Origin of the sequence: Vibrio xiamenensis (genome assembly GCF_900100015.1) — a bacterium.
GTDB lineage: Bacteria > Pseudomonadota > Gammaproteobacteria > Enterobacterales > Vibrionaceae > Vibrio > Vibrio xiamenensis.
The window spans coordinates 14,154-30,776 of sequence record NZ_FNDD01000037.1 but is presented as its reverse complement, the minus strand read 5'-3'; the positions used below and the strand labels follow the sequence as shown (position 1 = coordinate 30,776).

Genomic DNA, 16,623 nt, shown 5'->3' with positions numbered 1-16,623 from the left:
GCCCATCATGGGCTCTTTTTGCTTTTGTATATTCGCTGTAAGGTTAGGCGTCTTTAGCGAGCATTAATTGGCAAAGCTGCTGATAGGTTTGCATGTCGCCGTTAAACAGTTCATCGACCACTTGTTCAAGCGCCGCACCCGATAGCAGGCGTTTTTGGCTTTCGCGCACAGTTAGGCCAAGTTGAATCTCTTTAGGCAAAGCTTTGGGATATTTGCGCCACTCGGCGATGGCTTTGGTAAACTCGTCTGCTTTGAGATGAGGATGCCAGCTTTGCGCTTCGTCAAGCAGTACCGCCAGTAATCGCTGACGCGCATCTGGTTGTTTTGTGTGCGCTAATTTATCAAGTAACGCCGTGGCTAATGGGCTCAACGTCACGTATCCGGCTTGTGACGGCAGTAAAGCGCTCGAACGACTTGATATTTCTACGCTTTCTATGTGAGATTCAGGAAAGAAGGTTAAACTGGTTAAGCAGTCAAACGGTAGCCATAGGGCTTGTTTTGCTTGTAGAGCGTATTCCATTTTACCCAAACGGCACAGCACTAAGCCTTTTCTTACCAACAGCAATTGATGTTTGAATGTGCGCCTGCGCGGCGTGGCGCTTAAATAATCATGGCGCTCGGTGGTATGGGAAATGGTGTAGTGCATGGAAACCTCGAACAAAATGAGGCGCTAAGGGTAACGCCAAAGCAACAAAAAGCCAAGAAGGTGGAACGGATTCAAGTTTTGCTGGTCTGACCTTGTTAAAAGATTTATCGATAATGCTGCGAAGTGACGACAGTATGCGTAGAATAAGCCCGTTTTTTATTTGATGTAACCCCATATGACAACGAACAACGATCCATATTCTGAGATCCGCCCATATCACGACGACGAAATTCCTGCCGCTATTGAGCGCCTAATCAATGATGACGAGTTCATCAGCGCTATTCTTCATCATCGTTTTGAAAACCATGCGCCTTGGTTCAAAGCGATCATGTCGCCGTTGGTTAAAGTCTACTTGAAGTTCAAGTGGAGCAAATTAAACAGTGTTGAAGCGATTCAGCTCGAAGTGAAAAAATACTTGGACAAGACACTTGCCTCAACCACCCAAGGTGTAACGTATTCTGGCCTTGAGAAGCTTGATAAAGAGACCGCTTATCTGTTTGTGTCTAACCATCGCGATATCGCCATGGACCCTGCGCTGGTAAATTACGGTTTGCACATGAGCCATCATCGCACCGTTCGCATCGCCATCGGTGACAATTTGCTTAAAAAGCCGTGTGCAACCGAACTGATGCGCCTAAATAAGAGCTTTATCGTCAAACGGGCTATCAAAGCGCCACGTGAGATGATGAAGGCGCTAGGGACGCTCTCTTCTTACATTAAGCACTCTTTAGATACCGGACATTCGGTCTGGATCGCGCAGCGTGAAGGCCGCGCTAAAGATGGTAACGATTATACCGATCCCGCGATTCTAAAAATGTTTCATGTTGAAGGTCGCAAACAGAAAATGGCGTTTGGCGACTATATGAAGACGCTCAAGATTGTGCCGGTTTCGATTGCTTACGAAAATGATCCTTGTGACGTGGCGAAAGCGCGTGAACTATTTGAAAAAGCAACTCACGGCAGTTACGAAAAAGGCGAGTTTGAAGATATCGAAAGCATCATTCAAGGCATCATCGGTGAAAAAGGCCGAGTTCATGTTGCGTTTGGCGATGTGATCGATGCCGATTATGAAGATGCAGACCAATTGGCTAAAGAGATCGACCGTCAAATTCATCTACACTACAAACTGTTCCCGATTAACTTGCTCGCCGCAGGGGATACTAGTGTCGATGACGCGGTGAAAGCGAAGCTGCAAGCCAAACTTGAACAACTACCGCAAGAAGCGCATCAATACTTGGTTGATAGCTATGCCAACCCGGTTCATAACCAAGCACAGCCTTAAGCTTGCAGTGATAAACGAAGAAAAACCAAAGCCCGCTTGATGCGGGCTTTTTTGTCGCGGTGGAAATTCGATGTTGAACGTGGGCGCTGGTTTGTCATGTGTAAGCGGTTAGGGCGCGACTGCTCCGCCGAGCGTGAGATTTTTTGGCCAGGTGTTAATACGGTTACCACCGAGGAAAATATTGCCTTTGACGGTCATGGTGTCTGGAAACTTGGTGAGTTTTGAGCCGCCGATAAACAAATTGCCGTCGACGACGATTCCATCAGGTAGCGCTTCAATTTGGGTACGCACCAAACTTAAATCGCCTTTAACGTGAAATCCGGGTGGCAACTCACGCAGTGGCGTATCGGTAAAGTTGATATAGCCGCCCACCGAAACGCCCGCGGGCCAGTTCTCAATCTTAGCGCCAAGAAAATTCGCATAGCCTTTAATTTTCACCCCGCGAGGCACAGTGGCTAAACTGCTGTTAGCCGCCTCTAAGCTACCTTGTACATCCAAACCTTTTGGTAGGGCGACAAAGCGCGTTTTAGAGATATTCAAATTCCCTTTGATAACGGTATTCACTGGCAGGCTAGTGTAGGGCTTATTGCGAAGATCCAGGTTACCATAATTATCTAAATGATTGAGCATATGGTAAATATCAAGCTCAACAGCAGAAACAGGCCCCGATAACCCTAATAAAAGTGCAGCTAATATAGAGATTCGCATAAACAAAACCGCGATGAATGAAATTTGATGATTTAAGTATCTGGTTAAGGAGGGGGAAAGGTCAATAAATTACGGCGTAACAAAAAAGTAAAAAGCGGACATTGAGCCCGCTTTTAAAAATTAACGACTAATAGAGCGCGATTTTAGCTCAAATATTAATTTTTCGGCACTAACTTCAAATTTAAAACGAGCGTTTAATTGATTTGATTCTGCATTTTCTGTTGACGTTTCATATTCAACATTGGCGCAAACTTGTTTCGCTAAAACAATATATTTTTCCAGCTCTTGCACGCGTTGTTCTTCACTTGGCGCAAACACAGACACCTCAGCAACGTCGTCGCCCTCTTTAATGATAAAACCCATTTCGCCTGCGCATCCGCAAGCTTCACACACATCATTATTCACTTGGTCTGTAATCATTGGTTAATCCTCTTACAAATAGTGTGGTTATGGTAACGGTTTCACTCGCAATATTCTATGAAAATGTGGAAATCGTACAAAATACCGCCGGTTTTTTAGCTGTTTCTAATTGACAGATGTTAATGAAATGTGATTGAAAATTTTGAGTAATCACTTTATAGATACGTGATCTAGTTCAAAGATATGAAGTATAGTGCACTTAAAGTTCAATACATTTTGTCGGATTAGGGTTGATAGTAAATAAATTTTATAAGATTATCGGTCGAATTATTAAAATATCAACTAACTGTTCGATTGTTTCATTCATGAAGCAAATGCATTTAGTGAAATTATGTTAACTTATGCCAACCTCATGGTTAGAACTATTTAACTAATTCATATCGTCTAGATGTGTCTATGCCATTAGTTATCGGTTCGGTATATACCATGAACAAAAATAATCATATATACAACATTAATTTACTCACTTTTCGAGTTTACGGATTTACAGAGAGAAGAGCTTAGAAACATGCCAAAACGTAGTAAAGAAGATACCGAAATTACCATCCAAAAAATAATGGACGCAGTCGTTGATCAGCTTCTTCGTCTTGGCTATGACAAAATGTCATACACGACGCTGAGTCAACAGACAGGTGTTTCACGGACTGGTATTAGTCATCACTTTCCGAAAAAGACGGATTTCACATCGGCACTCGATGGACGTATTTTCCGAATGTTTGTGGAATATCTTGATTTTGAAAACAAAATCGAAGATTTCACCGACAGTTGGATGAAAGCTTTGAACGATCAACAGTTCTTAGCTATTTTGCGTTTGTTGTTCCACCATATTGTGACTGCGCAGCCTGCGCATGATTTTGCTTCAAACGGTATTGAGCGTTTGTACAAAACCACTGAGAATCAATTTGGTGATGAGAGCAAAAAGCAACTTGAGTGGCTGGTGGGCAAATCGCTTATCTACATGGCGAAATAATTCCATCACGGTGGTGAATAAAAACCTTCTTCGGAAGGTTTTTTTATGCTTGTTATACAGGCTGCCATGCAGTGACCTATCTATATGTTACACTTAAACTAATTAACTAGTTGGCTAAGGTAACAAGGAATGACATACCCTGTTCTTATCTGCGATGACTCGGCGTTGGCTCGCAAGCAAATGGCGCGTTCTCTTCCTGCTCAGCTTGGCGCTGACATTCATTTTGCGGTTCACGGTAAAGACGCGCTCGAACAGTTGGAAAGTCGTGAGTTTGAGTTGATGTTCTTGGACTTAACCATGCCAGAGCTGGATGGTTTTGAAACCTTAGAGGCGCTGAACACTCGGCAGATTGATTTACCTGTGGTCGTGGTTTCCGGTGATATTCAACCCAAAGCCAAAGAGCGCGTGCTGGCGCTCGGTGCGAAAGCCTTTATTCAAAAACCGATAGATCAAACGGTGCTTAAAGAGGTTTTACGCACCATTGTTGAGCCGCAAAGTCGCCCGACCATCATCACGCCTACCAGCATCGAACTGCCTATTCTCAAACGTCGTGATATTTATATGGAAGTGGCCAACGTCTCGATTGGCCGAGCGGCCGATGCTCTAGCGCGCCATTTTGATGTGTTTGTGAATTTGCCGCTGCCAAACGTCAATATCTTTGAAGTCAGTGAGCTGCACATGGCGCTGCGTGATTTGGCGGAAAATGATCAAGTATCAGGGGTATGTCAGGGTTTTAGTGGTGAAGGGATTGCCGGTGAAGCGCTGGTATTGCTCAGCGATTCAAGTGTCGATGACTTAAAGAAGCTGATGAAAGTGCCTGCCGATAGTGAAGAGCTTGAAGAGTTGGAGCTTTTGATGGATGTGTCAAACATTTTGGTGGGCGCGTTTTTAAATGGCCTTGGCGAACAGTCGGAAGTGCGCTTTTTCCAAAGTTCGCCAGTTCTACTAGGGCAACATATCTCGATTGACTCGGTGATTGAAAATACCTCGGGATCGTTTCAAAAAACCATGACGTTTGAAGTCAGCTATACCATTGAAAGTACGTCGATTCGCTGCGATTTATTATTTATGTTTGTCGATGAATCACTTCCGCTACTCGACAACAAGTTATCTTACCTTATGGAGGATTTCTAATGTCTAGTCTTCCGGCTGAATTTGAACAGTTCCATTGGATGGTGGACATGGTGCAAAACGTTGACCTTGGTCTTATCGTGATTGACCGTGACTATAACATTCAGGTCTGGAACGGGTTTATGACTCATCATAGTGGCATGCAAGCTCATGATGTACTTGGTAAATCGTTGTTCGAGGTGTTTAAAGAGATTCCCCAAGAGTGGTTTAAACTCAAGACCAAACCTGTGTACGACTTAGGCTGTCGCAGCTTCATCACTTGGCAGCAAAGGCCGTACTTGTTTAAGTGCCGAAACGTGCGTCCTGTGACTCAGCAGGCGAACTTTATGTACCAGAACGTGACGCTGAATCCGATGCGAACCCCAACAGGACAAGTGCGTTCATTGTTTCTTTCTATCCAAGATGCAACCGCCGAGGCACTTATTTCCCTCGAAAAAACATCCCGTTAACATAAATCTGATTTGCACGTGGATAATTAGTTTTTGGTATGAAAATGACGCATTCATCAATAAGGTTTGTAGGAGAAATCAATGTCATTACCAAAGCTGTATTATTCATCGATGCAAGTTAAGCAGGGCGAAGTAGATGCCGCCAACGCGAGCGGCGTTGAGATGTTTACGTTAATGACTCGCGCTGGCCAAGCGGTGTTTTCAGTACTCACACAATCCTATCCAAATGCTAAGCGTTTATTAGTGTGCTGCGGTGGTGGCAACAATGGCGGCGATGGTTATGTGGTTGCCAAGCTTGCCCTTGAGCAGCAGTGGCAAGTCACGGTTTGGCATGTCGGCGATACCGAGAAAATTCGAGGCGACGCTAAACGTGCTTATCAAGCCTATCTTGAGGCTGGCGGCGTCGTCACTAAGCCAAGTGATAGCCTAGCAAATTTTGATGTCGTGGTTGATGCGCTACTTGGAACGGGTTTGAAGGGGCCTGTACGTAGCGAGCGTCTTGCTTTGATTTTAGCCATCAATGATTCTTGTTTGCCTGTGGTGGCCGTGGATATTCCCTCAGGGCTTAATGCGGATACAGGGGCGGTGATGGGCTGCGCCGTTCATGCTAGCCATACGGTGAGTTTTATTGGTCTCAAACAAGGACTGGTCACAGGCAAAGCTCGAGATTATGTAGGAACGCTACACTTTGATGGTTTAGGCGTTGAAAAGGCGTTTACGCAGCAATGCCAAGCCAAAGTGCACGCCATTCCTTACGAGTTGCTTGCGCTACTCAGAGCGCCGCGAAGTAAAAGTGCTCACAAAGGGGATTTTGGCAAAGCGGTGTTGGTGGGCGGACAGCTTGGGATGGGCGGCGCACTCATGCTCGCGTCACAAGCATGCATTCGAAGTGGCGCCGGACTCACCGCGACCTTAACCCATCAAGCCAATATTCAAGCCTCGCTGGTGGCTTGTCCGGAAATCATGGCTGGTGACTGGCAAGACGATGCGCTGTTTGAAAAGCGTTTAAACTGGGCGAGCGCGGTAGGTATTGGCCCGGGGCTTGGCTGTGATGAGTTCGCTAAAAAGCGCCTAAACCAAGTGCAGTCGATGGCGCTACCTAAAGTTTTAGATGCCGATGCGCTGACGTTACTGTCTCTGTATCCCAATGTAGACCATAACCGCATCATCACGCCTCATCCTGGTGAGGCGGCACGTTTACTCAACACCACAGTGCAAACGATCGAAGCCGACCGCTATCGCGCCGTCATGTCATTGCAAAAACGTTATGGCGGCGTGTGTGTTCTTAAAGGCGCGGGCACCTTAGTTTGCAGTGGCGATGAAGTCTACGTGTGCACGAACGGAAATCCGGGAATGGCAACCGGAGGAATGGGGGATGTGCTAAGCGGAATCCTCACCGCTTTACTCGCCAATAAGTATTCTCTCGAACAAGCGGCACTGCTTGGTGTGTTGCTTCACAGCTGCGCGGCTGACGAAGACGCGAAGATAAATGGTGAAAATGGCCTGCTAGCGAGTGATTTATTTGCGCATATTCGTCGGTTGATCAATAAAAATTGAAGAAATCCGCATGACAAAAATCGCGATTTATCCTTGGTTTTGTGAGCTTGCGCAGTCAGTCATTAGCGGGGACGTGATGAGGCGTTACTTTGATTGGAAGGTTTTCGTTTAAATTACTGATATTTATGTGATTTTTAAGGTGTATGCATAGTGCGTTTTTGATATATGCACCCTGAAAGGGTATCACAAAAAAATTACTAATATCAGTCTTGCCAGTAAAAAATCACAGCCTATAATGCTGAAAACCGGAGCGTCTGCCAACGCTCCGGTTTTTTTGTGTCCGATAATCAGTGGTGATGCCTGCCAGCATCGACACTGTGCAATTGCCGAGGCACAGCTATTTCGTTATTCAAGGAAACATGCAGAATGCGTATCGAACAAGAACTTAAGTTAGGTTTTAAAGATGTCCTGTTTCGCCCGAAACGTTCTAACCTAAAAAGCCGCTCTCAAGTAAATTTAACCCGCGAGTTTACCTTCAAGCATAGTGGGCGTCAATGGTCAGGTGTGCCAGTGATCGCCGCCAATATGGACTCGGTTGGCAGTTTTGCCATGGCGAGCGCCTTAGCGAAGCACGGTGTGATGACCGCGATTCATAAACACTACGATGTTGCCCAGTGGCGTGAATTCGTCGTGTCTGCAGACAGTACCACTTTAAAAAATGTGATGGTCTCTACCGGTACCTCAGATGCCGATTTCGAAAAGACCAAGCAAGTATTAGCGTTAAGCGATGATCTGATGTTTATCTGCATTGATATTGCCAACGGCTACTCTGAGCATCTGGTCGATTATGTCGAAAAAGTCCGCGCGACTTTTCCTGATAAAGTGATTACCGCAGGTAATGTGGTGACTGGAGACATGGTTGAAGAATTGATTCTCGCTGGCGCGGATATTGTTAAAGTCGGGATTGGGCCTGGCTCAGTATGTACGACTCGTGTCAAAACTGGAGTCGGATATCCGCAGCTTTCTGCGATTATTGAGTGTGCCGATGCTGCGCATGGACTTGGCGGACGCATTATTGGCGATGGCGGCTGTACTTGCGCAGGGGATGTCTCCAAAGCCTTTGGTGGTGGTGCAGACTTCGTGATGCTTGGCGGTATGCTCGCTGGCCACGAAGAATCTGGCGGTGAAATTATCGAACAAGACGGCAAAAGCTTTATGAAATTCTACGGCATGTCTTCTCAGTCGGCGATGGACAAACACTCTGGCGGTGTTGCCAAGTACCGCGCAGCAGAAGGAAAAACCGTACTATTGCCATACCGCGGCCCGGTGGAAAATACCATTCAAGACATCCTTGGCGGCGTGCGCTCAACCTGCACATATGTAGGTGCATCGGCGCTTCGCGAACTTACAAAGCGCACAACTTTTATCCGCGTGAGAGAGCAAGAAAACAACGTTTACGGTAAAGAGTAAACGGGCTAATTATCGTAAAAACCGAGTTAACTAGAGCCGCCTATCGCGGCTCTTTTTTTGTCCAAAATTTGGTTAGTGGCGACAGAGTGGAAACCGCTATTTTGTGGCATAAAGGCGTTACATCCCAAAGTTCAACCAATTGAATATCAAAAACAAAGTAATTCCTGTAAAGTATTTTCCTTGAAGTAAAAATTATTACGGAAAATAGTGTGGTAACGTTACTTAGTTGGCTTGGTAGAACGGACCTTGATCGGGCGAAGGATGATGGCCCTGCTTCTATAGCAACAATTGCGCTCAAAGGCCCTTTACTGGATGAGGTAATCATACTTGCAAGTACGTGGGATGATGAATGGCATGACTATAAAGAGTGGCTGAAGAAAAAGCTCACGTTAGCAGGTCGTTCTAAAACTTCCGTTGTCATTCAGAGAGTAAGATTGCTTTCACCAATCGATTATTCTTCTATTACCAAAGTCATGCATAAGCAGCTTGGTACAGTTTGTTCAAACTCCGACAAAGTCTATCTAAACCTTACATCTGGCACACCAGCGATGGCAGCTGTCTCAGTGTTGCTGGGCAAAGGTACAGCTAAATGCCAGTTAGTTCAGACATCGCCTCAAGGTGAAATAATTGAGGTGGATATTCCTATCGACTTTGCTGCGGAGTATAAGAAGTCCTCTTCATCGGCCATTTCACAACTCGTTTCACAGAATCCTGCGCTAAACCGTGCTTTTGACACTATCACTGCAAAGTCTGAGCTAATGCACCGTGTTATCAGGAAAGCTCAAAAACTAGCCTATTCAGATTTACCAGCATTAATACTTGGCGAAAGTGGTGTTGGTAAAGAGGTTATGGCAACCGCGATTCACAATGCCAGTCAACGTGCTAATAAGTCATTTAAAGCTGTTAACTGCGGAGCGTTACCTGAGAATCTGGTTGATTCGATTTTATTCGGTCATGTGAAGGGGGCATTCACTGGAGCTGATAAAAATCATGCAGGCTTATTTGAACAAGCTGATGGTGGCACGCTATTCCTTGATGAGGTTGGTGAACTGCCTTTTAATGTCCAAGTGAAACTTCTAAGAGCGTTGCAACAAAAAGAGATTACTCGGGTTGGGGATACTGTCAGTAAAAGTATCGATGTACGAATTATTGCCGCTACTCACCAAGATCTCTTCTCTATGATTTCAGACGGGTCATTTCGTGAGGACTTATTCTATCGCCTAGCTGTTGGGGTTATAGAAGTTCCAGCATTGCGAAAGCGACCTGAAGACATTCCAGATTTGATTAGTACTTTGATGCTGGAAATCAATCGTCAGGCACATACGCACCCACTGTTTGAAAGTAAAAAAATTTCCAAGGATGCAATAAATTTTGCAATTTCCTACTCTTGGCCCGGTAATATCCGCGAACTTTGGAACACTCTCAACCGTGCTGTACTGTGGTCTGAAGGTGAGATGATTTCTATGGAAGATTTGAAGTCTTCTGTACTGAGTGCAGGTAAAGACGCTGTTAAAGAGACAGGCTTCACTATGCCCGGAGATTTGCAACAATATATTGATTCAATTAAAAAAGATGCTGTGATAGAAGCTCTGGAAAGTTGTAGTGGAAATAAATCTAAAGCTGCCAAAATGCTTGGTTTAAACAATCACCAAACCTTGAATAACTGGATGAAAAACCTGGGGCTTGAAGACTAATTTCAAGATATACGCACAAATGGTACGAGTATTGCGAATAGACCGATAAGGAAATAACAAGAGTGAAAACGTCAGTGAATTTTGAACATTTACGTAATCAGTGGCCTGAACTAGCCGATTTAGGTGCATTCGCAGAAAACTATGCTGTTAGTGACCCCCAAAGTTCGATGGTCAAGTTACGTTGCTATATTGAAAAAATAGTTGGTTATCTCTACAGCGAACTTCATTTGCCTGTAGAGCCGAATGCCAGTGTCCACGATAAACTGACCAATCATTCATTTATCCAAATTGTGGATCGACTTATTCTCGATAAATTTCATCTTATCCGTCGTCAAGGCAATAAAGCTGCTCATGAAGGTTATGTCGATCAGCACGATGCGATTTGGTTAGTCAAAGAAGCCTATTACATCGGTGTTTGGCTTTATATCGCTTATGGCAATGGCCATCAAGATGATTTGCCTGATTATCAATCTCCTGAAAACGCGCCTAGAAGTGGCGAAGAGAAGGCAGAATACAAGCGTAAAAACAAGCAGCTGCAAATTAAATTGGCACAAAACAGTGCGCAACTTGAACAAGCGATTAAAGAGCTGGAAGAAGTTCGTGAAGCACAATTGGAAGCGCAAAGAGAAGCGGCGCGCTTAAAACTTGAAATTGACCAAGCGAAAGCCAACCAGTTGATTGAGAAAACCATTCAGCTTAAATCAACCTTTGAATTCAACGAGGCAGAAACACGTAAACGCCTGATTGATGCAGAATTGCGTAGTGAAGGGTGGGATGTTTCTGATGACGATTCAAGCACAGAGCAAGTAAAGAAAGAGTTCGAAGTTGAGGGTATTTCTTCGCCTTCGGGCAAAGGCTTCTGTGATTACGTTCTGTTTGATGATAACGATTTACCCTTAGCGGTGATTGAAGCGAAACGCACACGTCGTGATCATAAAGAAGGTCGAGATCAAGCTAAAGAGTATGCTGACGCCTTAGAGAAGCGTTATGGTCAGCGACCAGTTATTTTTTATACCAATGGCTACGATATTACTCTCTGGGATGATGCTCAAGATTATACACCACGCCAAGTGTTTGGTTATTACTCGAAAGACAGCCTGCAATATCTGATTCAGCAACGAACACTTCGTAAAAGCCTGCTTGAGACACCGATTGATATCAATGTAGCTGGACGCGATTATCAGATCGAAAGTATCACTCGCGTGTGTGAGCGTTTTGTTGATAAGCATCGTAAAGCGTTGATCGTTCAAGCGACGGGAACAGGGAAGACCCGAGTAGCGATTGCGTTAGCAAAACGATTGCTGGCTGCTGGTTGGGCCAAACGCGTACTGTTTCTCTGTGACCGTAAAGAGTTACGTAAACAAGCAGCGAATGCGTTTAACGAACACACGAAAGAGCCTTTGTTTGTAAAAGGGCGAAGTAAGCAAGACAAGATGAGTTCAGCTCGTATTGTGATCGCGACTTACCCAGGCATGATGCAGACCTATCAAGAATTTGATGTTGGACATTTTGATTTAATTGTTGCCGACGAATCACATCGCTCGATTTACAACAAATACGGAGAACTGTTTAAGTATTTTGATGCTTTGCAAGTTGGTTTAACTGCAACGCCAGTAGAAATGATCTCGCGTTCTACCAGTCAGTTATTTGGCTGCTCGTACAAAATGCCGACCGCTAATTATCCTTTAGAACTGGCGATTGAGCAGGGGCATTTAGTGCCATTCAAAGTCGTGGCGCACACTACTAAGTTTTTACGTGATGGCATACACAGTGCAGACCTTACCGATGAGCAGGTTGCTGAATTGGAAGAACAAGGTATCGATGCCAATGAACTGGAATTCGATGCTAAGTTAATTGATAAGGCGATTTTCAATAAAGACACTAACCGTCAAATCTTAAAAAACTTAATGGAAAACGGTTTGCGTGATGTGGATGGACAATTACCGGGTAAATCAATCATTTTCGCGCGCAATATCGATCACGCGAACTTGTTAGCTGAACTGTTTTATGAGCTCTATCCACAATATGGCGGACAGTTTTGTCGAGTGATCCATTCCAAAAACGAACGTGCTGAAGAACTTATTGACCAGTTTAAAAGCGCTGAAGGCGACAATGACGAAATAACCATTGCGGTGTCGGTGGATATGCTCGATACCGGTATCGATGTGCCTCAATGTGTCAATTTGGTGTTTGCCAAACCAATCAAATCTAAAGTGAAATTCTGGCAAATGGTCGGACGCGGAACTCGCTTATGTGAAAACTTATATGGCGCAGGTCAGCATAAAAAACATTTTTTGATTTTCGATCATTGGGATAATTTCAACTATTTCAAAATGAACCCTGAAGAGGAAGAACAGCGCCCTGGTAAATCACTCGCTCAGCAATTATTTGAAGCGAAAGTGCGTTTAGCGACCGAAGCTTTGAAAAAGGCAAATATGGATTTGTTCGCTCAGACAGTTCCTCTAATCAAAGCCGATATCGAAGATTTAAACGATGGCGTGATAGCGGTGCGAGAGCAGTGGAAATTGAAAGCAGAGCTGAGCGATGAGCGATGCTTGAATGCTATGGCGCCAGTAACAAGGGAAAAGCTGCTTAACCAAATGGCACCACTGATGCAGTGGCGCAATACTCAAGGCTTAAGTGAAGCTCTTCGCTTTGATTTGCAGATGATTAATGCTCAAATCGTTAAACTACTGCAACCTGATTTGATAGATAAAGAAGTGTTACCACTGATGCAAAAAGTAACTTCTTTATCAATGCACTTAAACGAAGTGCGTCAACACGCTACGACGATTGCTCAAGTACAGGAACGAGACTTTTGGCAAAATGCAGAATTCACCGAGATGGAAAAGGTGCGACAAACTCTGCGCTCTGTGATTCATCTACGTGATAAGGGTGTTTCACCAGAACCACCTAAGCCGACAGTGCTCGACATCAAAGAGGATGCAGCTGAGTATCGTACTGATGAAGTAAAAACCGACATTCGCACCGTGGATTATGAAATTTTCCGCCAAGAGGTAGAGAAAACCCTAACGCCACTGTTTGATACCGATTCGGTATTGAAAAAGATTCGCGCTGGTGAGGCGGTCACTGAGGATGAATTAGCACAGCTTAGTGCCCTAGTGCATACGCAAAATCCTCATGTTAATTTGGCGATATTGTCTGAGTTCTACCCTGATACCAGTGCGCCGCTTGATCATATTCTTCGCACCATCATTGGCATGAACCGACAAGAAATTGAAAAGCAGTTTACTCAGTTTTTGCAGCAGCTTCATACTCAGCTAAGCAGTCGCCAGCAGCGTTTTATCATTATGCTTAAAGATCACTTGTGTCGTTATGGCACTATTTCAGTTGAGCAGCTTTATGATGCGCCATTTAATCAGTTGGATGATGCTGGCTTGGATGGCGTTTTCCCGATTGCGGCACAAGCGGACGTAATTGCCCAATTCGTCTCCCATTACAGCGTCCCCTTGGGTAAAAAGCAGGCATCCGTTACGGCTAATAACGCTTAATCATAGTGTGATGCCAAGAGTGGCATTACACTAGCCCCAATATTAAATCTCAGTAATACACGCTGAGAAAACAGAATGAGAAAATCATGATCAACGGTCAACTAAAAAGTAAAATCGACAAACTTTGGGAAGAGTTCTGGACGGGGGGGATAACTAACCCGTTAACCGTAATTGAGCAGATTACCTATTTGATGTACGCCCGTATGCTGGATATGAACGAGCGTAACGATGAAAAACGCAGCGCGCGTACTGGGAAGCCATTTTCTCGTCGTTTCCCCGAAAATAAGCAACATATCCGCTGGGAGCAATTTCGTCACAAAAGTGCTGAAGAACTGTATCCGTTAGTCAAAGATGAATTATTCCCATTCTTTGCAGAGTTAGCGGGTGAAGGCACACTGTTTGCGGAATTTATGCAGGGCGCGCAGCTGATGATTCAAAAGCAGTCGCTACTAGCGCGTGCTGTGGATCTTGTTAATGATCTGCCGCTAGAAAACAAAGATGTTAAAGGTGATTTGTACGAATACCTGCTTTCTAAATTAACTACGGCTGGGATTAATGGTCAGTTCCGTACGCCACGCCATATCATTCGCGCCATGGTGGAAATGCTGGACATCGAAGAGACTCATCGCATTTGTGACCCAGCCTGTGGTACAGGTGGCTTCTTAGCGGTGGCCTACGAATATCTGCTGGAAAAATATTCTTCACCAGAAGGGATTGAGAAGGAACCGCTGTTTGATAAAGACGGCAAGCCAATGCTCGATACCAAAGGCCAGGAGATGTTTAACACCATTTATACCGGAGATTTGCTTAACCCCGAAAATCGTCGTCATATCGACTATCGTATGTTCAACGGCTTTGATTTTGATTCAACCATGCTCCGAGTAGCAGCGATGAACTTGGTGATGCACGGGGTAAAAGAGCCAGGCATTCATTATCAGGACACCTTGAGTCAAAGTTTTGCCGAGCGTAGCCCACAAGAGGCCAAAAACGGTTTTGACATCATTTTAGCCAACCCGCCGTTTAAAGGTAGTTTAGACGAAGAAGATGTTGACCCTGCGATTCTGAAAGTGGTGAAAACCAAGAAAACAGAACTGCTGTTTGTCGCTTTGATTCAACGCATGCTCAAAGTAGGCGGGCGCAGTGCAACCATCGTACCTGATGGTGTATTGTTTGGCAGCTCTAAAGCTCACCAAACCCTGCGTAAGCATCTTGTAGAGGATAACCAGTTAGAAGCTGTGATCTCACTACCAAGCGGTGTGTTTAAACCATACGCGGGTGTGTCTACCGCAATTCTGATTTTCACCAAAGGTGGCAGTACAGATAAAGTTTGGTTCTACGATGTGCTGGCGGACGGACTTTCGCTAGATGATAAACGTACGCCAATTAAAGATAATGACCTGCCAGAATTGGTGAAACAATATAAAGCCTACCAAGCAGCGGTAATGGCAGGCGAATCAACAGAGCAATGGATAGATAAAGCGCAAAAGGCTTTCTTAGTTGATAAAGAAGAGATTAAAACCAACAAATACGACCTTTCAATCAACCGCTACAAAGAAGTGGTTTACGAGCAAGAAACTTATGACGAACCAAAAGTGATTTTAGGTAAACTCAAAGCGCTAGAGAATGAGATTCTGGCCGATTTGAATGAGTTGGAGTCGATGCTATGAGTTGGCCTTTGGTAAAACTTGGTGAAGTTGCACCGTCAAAGGCTTTGAAGAAACCAGTTGTGCGCGATGAAGATAATGTATGGCAACTCAACCTTGATATGGTTGAATCTGGTTCTGGAAAAATCCTTAATAAAATTAAAGCTCCACTTAGTGAGGCAGGCTCTTCCACTCATTGGTTTGATAGTCGGCATGTTCTCTACTCAAAATTGCGTCCATATTTAAACAAGGTAGTGCTTCCTGATGAACAGGGGTTAGCTACAACAGAATTTGTTCCGATGCTTCCAGATCCCGAAATGTTAGACCGTCGATATCTAGTTCACTACTTACGTTCCAAACAGTTTGTTAGCTGGATAAGTGATCAAGTGGCTGGTGCGAAGATGCCTAGAGTCTCGATGAAGGTTTTTTGGGAGCATGAAATTCCACTCCCACCACTAGAAGAACAAAAACGCATTGCTGCCATGTTGGAGAAAGCCGATGCCATTCGCCAGAAACGCAAACAAGCCATTGACCTTGCCGATGAGTTCTTACGCAGCGTGTTTTTGGATATGTTTGGTGATCCGGTGACGAATCCGAAGGGGTGGGAGGTTGGCGAATTAAATAGTTGTCTCGATTTTTTGACGAGTGGATCTCGAGGCTGGGCGAAGTACTATTCGGAAGAAGGTAGCAAATTCATTCGTATTCAGAATGTTGGTAAAAACAAACTACTGCTTGATGAATTAGCATATGTGAATGCTCCAGATACTAAAGAAGCCGAGCGAACAAGAGTTAAAGTGAATGATGTTCTGCTCTCGATTACTGCCGACTTAGGAAGATCTGCAGTCGTAACTAAAGAGTTGAGCGAAGGGCATATAAACCAGCATTTAGCTCTACTCAGGTTAAAAATGAGTAAGTTGGAACCTCAGTTCTTGTCAGCTTTACTTTCATCGGATGGTGCTCTTAAACAGTTTAAGGCTAAAAACAAAGCAGCAGTAAAAGCAGGGTTAAACTTTGAAGACATAAGGACGTTTGAGGTTTATTTACCGCCATTAACAATTCAAGCTAAATATGCAGACATCTATAATGTAGTGATGGAAAATTTAGATAACTTGATGATTCAATCTGATAGTGCTGAGCTGTTATTTAGCTCGTTGTCCCAAAAGGCCTTTTCAGGTCAATTATAAATCTCAGAGGTATCCTA

At 44.4% G+C, this 16,623-nt stretch carries 13 protein-coding genes; 10 read left to right on the top strand and 3 right to left on the bottom strand.

The annotated features are described in order from the left end of the window. Nucleotides 1–43 precede the first annotated feature (43 nt). Nucleotides 44–646, bottom strand: a complete 603-nt coding sequence (locus BLS03_RS22145; RefSeq protein ID WP_093279056.1) for a cupin domain-containing protein — start codon at nt 644–646, stop codon at nt 44–46. Nucleotides 647–821: 175 nt separating this feature from the next. Here BLS03_RS22145 and BLS03_RS22140 point away from each other — a divergent pair, with 175 nt between their 5' ends. Then, a complete protein-coding gene (locus BLS03_RS22140) occupies nt 822–1,928 on the top strand; it encodes a lysophospholipid acyltransferase family protein (protein WP_093279055.1) in 1,107 nt (368 codons plus the stop codon). 108 nt (nt 1,929–2,036) lie between these two features. On the opposite strand, the gene BLS03_RS22135 is transcribed toward BLS03_RS22140, so the two are convergent. Continuing rightward, the gene (locus BLS03_RS22135; protein ID WP_093279054.1) at nt 2,037–2,636 is read right to left on the bottom strand and encodes a hypothetical protein; all 600 of its coding nucleotides are present in this window, start codon (nt 2,634–2,636) and stop codon (nt 2,037–2,039) included. 120 nt (nt 2,637–2,756) lie between these two features. After that, entirely contained in the window at nt 2,757–3,056 is a 300-nt protein-coding gene (locus tag BLS03_RS22130; RefSeq protein WP_093279053.1) for a YfcZ/YiiS family protein, read from the bottom strand. A gap of 508 nt (nt 3,057–3,564) precedes the next feature. On the opposite strand from BLS03_RS22130, the gene BLS03_RS22125 reads away from it, so the two are divergent. From BLS03_RS22125 to BLS03_RS22085, 9 genes are all read left to right on the top strand, one after another. After that, entirely contained in the window at nt 3,565–4,026 is a 462-nt protein-coding gene (locus BLS03_RS22125; protein ID WP_093279051.1) for a TetR/AcrR family transcriptional regulator, read from the top strand. A 129-nt stretch (nt 4,027–4,155) separates the two neighbouring features. Then, nucleotides 4,156–5,160 (top strand): response regulator, encoded by a 1,005-nt coding sequence (locus BLS03_RS22120; protein ID WP_093279049.1) that lies wholly within the window; start codon nt 4,156–4,158, stop codon nt 5,158–5,160. Then, nucleotides 5,160–5,606: a PAS domain-containing protein gene (locus BLS03_RS22115; protein ID WP_093279047.1), complete on the top strand. Its 447-nt coding sequence runs from the start codon at nt 5,160–5,162 to the stop codon at nt 5,604–5,606. Before BLS03_RS22120 ends, BLS03_RS22115 begins: the two co-directional genes overlap by 1 nt. An 81-nt stretch (nt 5,607–5,687) precedes the next feature. Next, nucleotides 5,688–7,163: an NAD(P)H-hydrate dehydratase gene (locus tag BLS03_RS22110; RefSeq protein WP_093279045.1), complete on the top strand. Its 1,476-nt coding sequence runs from the start codon at nt 5,688–5,690 to the stop codon at nt 7,161–7,163. Nucleotides 7,164–7,529: 366 nt separating this feature from the next. Next, on the top strand, nt 7,530–8,573 hold the full coding sequence (locus tag BLS03_RS22105; protein ID WP_093279043.1) for a GMP reductase: 1,044 nt from the start codon (nt 7,530–7,532) through the stop codon (nt 8,571–8,573). A 209-nt stretch (nt 8,574–8,782) separates the two neighbouring features. After that, the gene (locus BLS03_RS22100) at nt 8,783–10,267 is read left to right on the top strand and encodes a sigma-54 interaction domain-containing protein (RefSeq protein WP_093279041.1); all 1,485 of its coding nucleotides are present in this window, start codon (nt 8,783–8,785) and stop codon (nt 10,265–10,267) included. Between the two features lie 62 nt (nt 10,268–10,329). After that, nucleotides 10,330–13,779 (top strand): DEAD/DEAH box helicase family protein, encoded by a 3,450-nt coding sequence (locus tag BLS03_RS22095; RefSeq protein WP_093279039.1) that lies wholly within the window; start codon nt 10,330–10,332, stop codon nt 13,777–13,779. A gap of 86 nt (nt 13,780–13,865) precedes the next feature. Beyond that, on the top strand, nt 13,866–15,446 hold the full coding sequence (locus tag BLS03_RS22090; RefSeq protein ID WP_093279037.1) for a type I restriction-modification system subunit M: 1,581 nt from the start codon (nt 13,866–13,868) through the stop codon (nt 15,444–15,446). Next, entirely contained in the window at nt 15,443–16,606 is a 1,164-nt protein-coding gene (locus BLS03_RS22085; RefSeq protein ID WP_093279036.1) for a restriction endonuclease subunit S, read from the top strand. Before BLS03_RS22090 ends, BLS03_RS22085 begins: the two co-directional genes overlap by 4 nt. Nucleotides 16,607–16,623 lie beyond the last annotated feature (17 nt).

Excerpts from the sequence above, each read along its gene's own strand:
- BLS03_RS22085 (WP_093279036.1), top strand. The coding sequence starts at position 15,443 with ATGAGTTGGCCTTTGGTAAAACTTGGTGAAGTTGCACCGTCAAAGGCT.
- BLS03_RS22125 (WP_093279051.1), top strand. The coding sequence starts at position 3,565 with ATGCCAAAACGTAGTAAAGAAGATACCGAAATTACCATCCAAAAAATA.
- BLS03_RS22115 (WP_093279047.1), top strand. The coding sequence starts at position 5,160 with ATGTCTAGTCTTCCGGCTGAATTTGAACAGTTCCATTGGATGGTGGAC.
- BLS03_RS22145 (WP_093279056.1), bottom strand. The coding sequence starts at position 646 with ATGCACTACACCATTTCCCATACCACCGAGCGCCATGATTATTTAAGC.
- BLS03_RS22110 (WP_093279045.1), top strand. The coding sequence starts at position 5,688 with ATGTCATTACCAAAGCTGTATTATTCATCGATGCAAGTTAAGCAGGGC.
- BLS03_RS22130 (WP_093279053.1), bottom strand. The coding sequence starts at position 3,056 with ATGATTACAGACCAAGTGAATAATGATGTGTGTGAAGCTTGCGGATGC.
- BLS03_RS22090 (WP_093279037.1), top strand. The coding sequence starts at position 13,866 with ATGATCAACGGTCAACTAAAAAGTAAAATCGACAAACTTTGGGAAGAG.
- BLS03_RS22135 (WP_093279054.1), bottom strand. The coding sequence starts at position 2,636 with ATGCGAATCTCTATATTAGCTGCACTTTTATTAGGGTTATCGGGGCCT.
- BLS03_RS22105 (WP_093279043.1), top strand. The coding sequence starts at position 7,530 with ATGCGTATCGAACAAGAACTTAAGTTAGGTTTTAAAGATGTCCTGTTT.
- BLS03_RS22120 (WP_093279049.1), top strand. The coding sequence starts at position 4,156 with ATGACATACCCTGTTCTTATCTGCGATGACTCGGCGTTGGCTCGCAAG.
- BLS03_RS22140 (WP_093279055.1), top strand. The coding sequence starts at position 822 with ATGACAACGAACAACGATCCATATTCTGAGATCCGCCCATATCACGAC.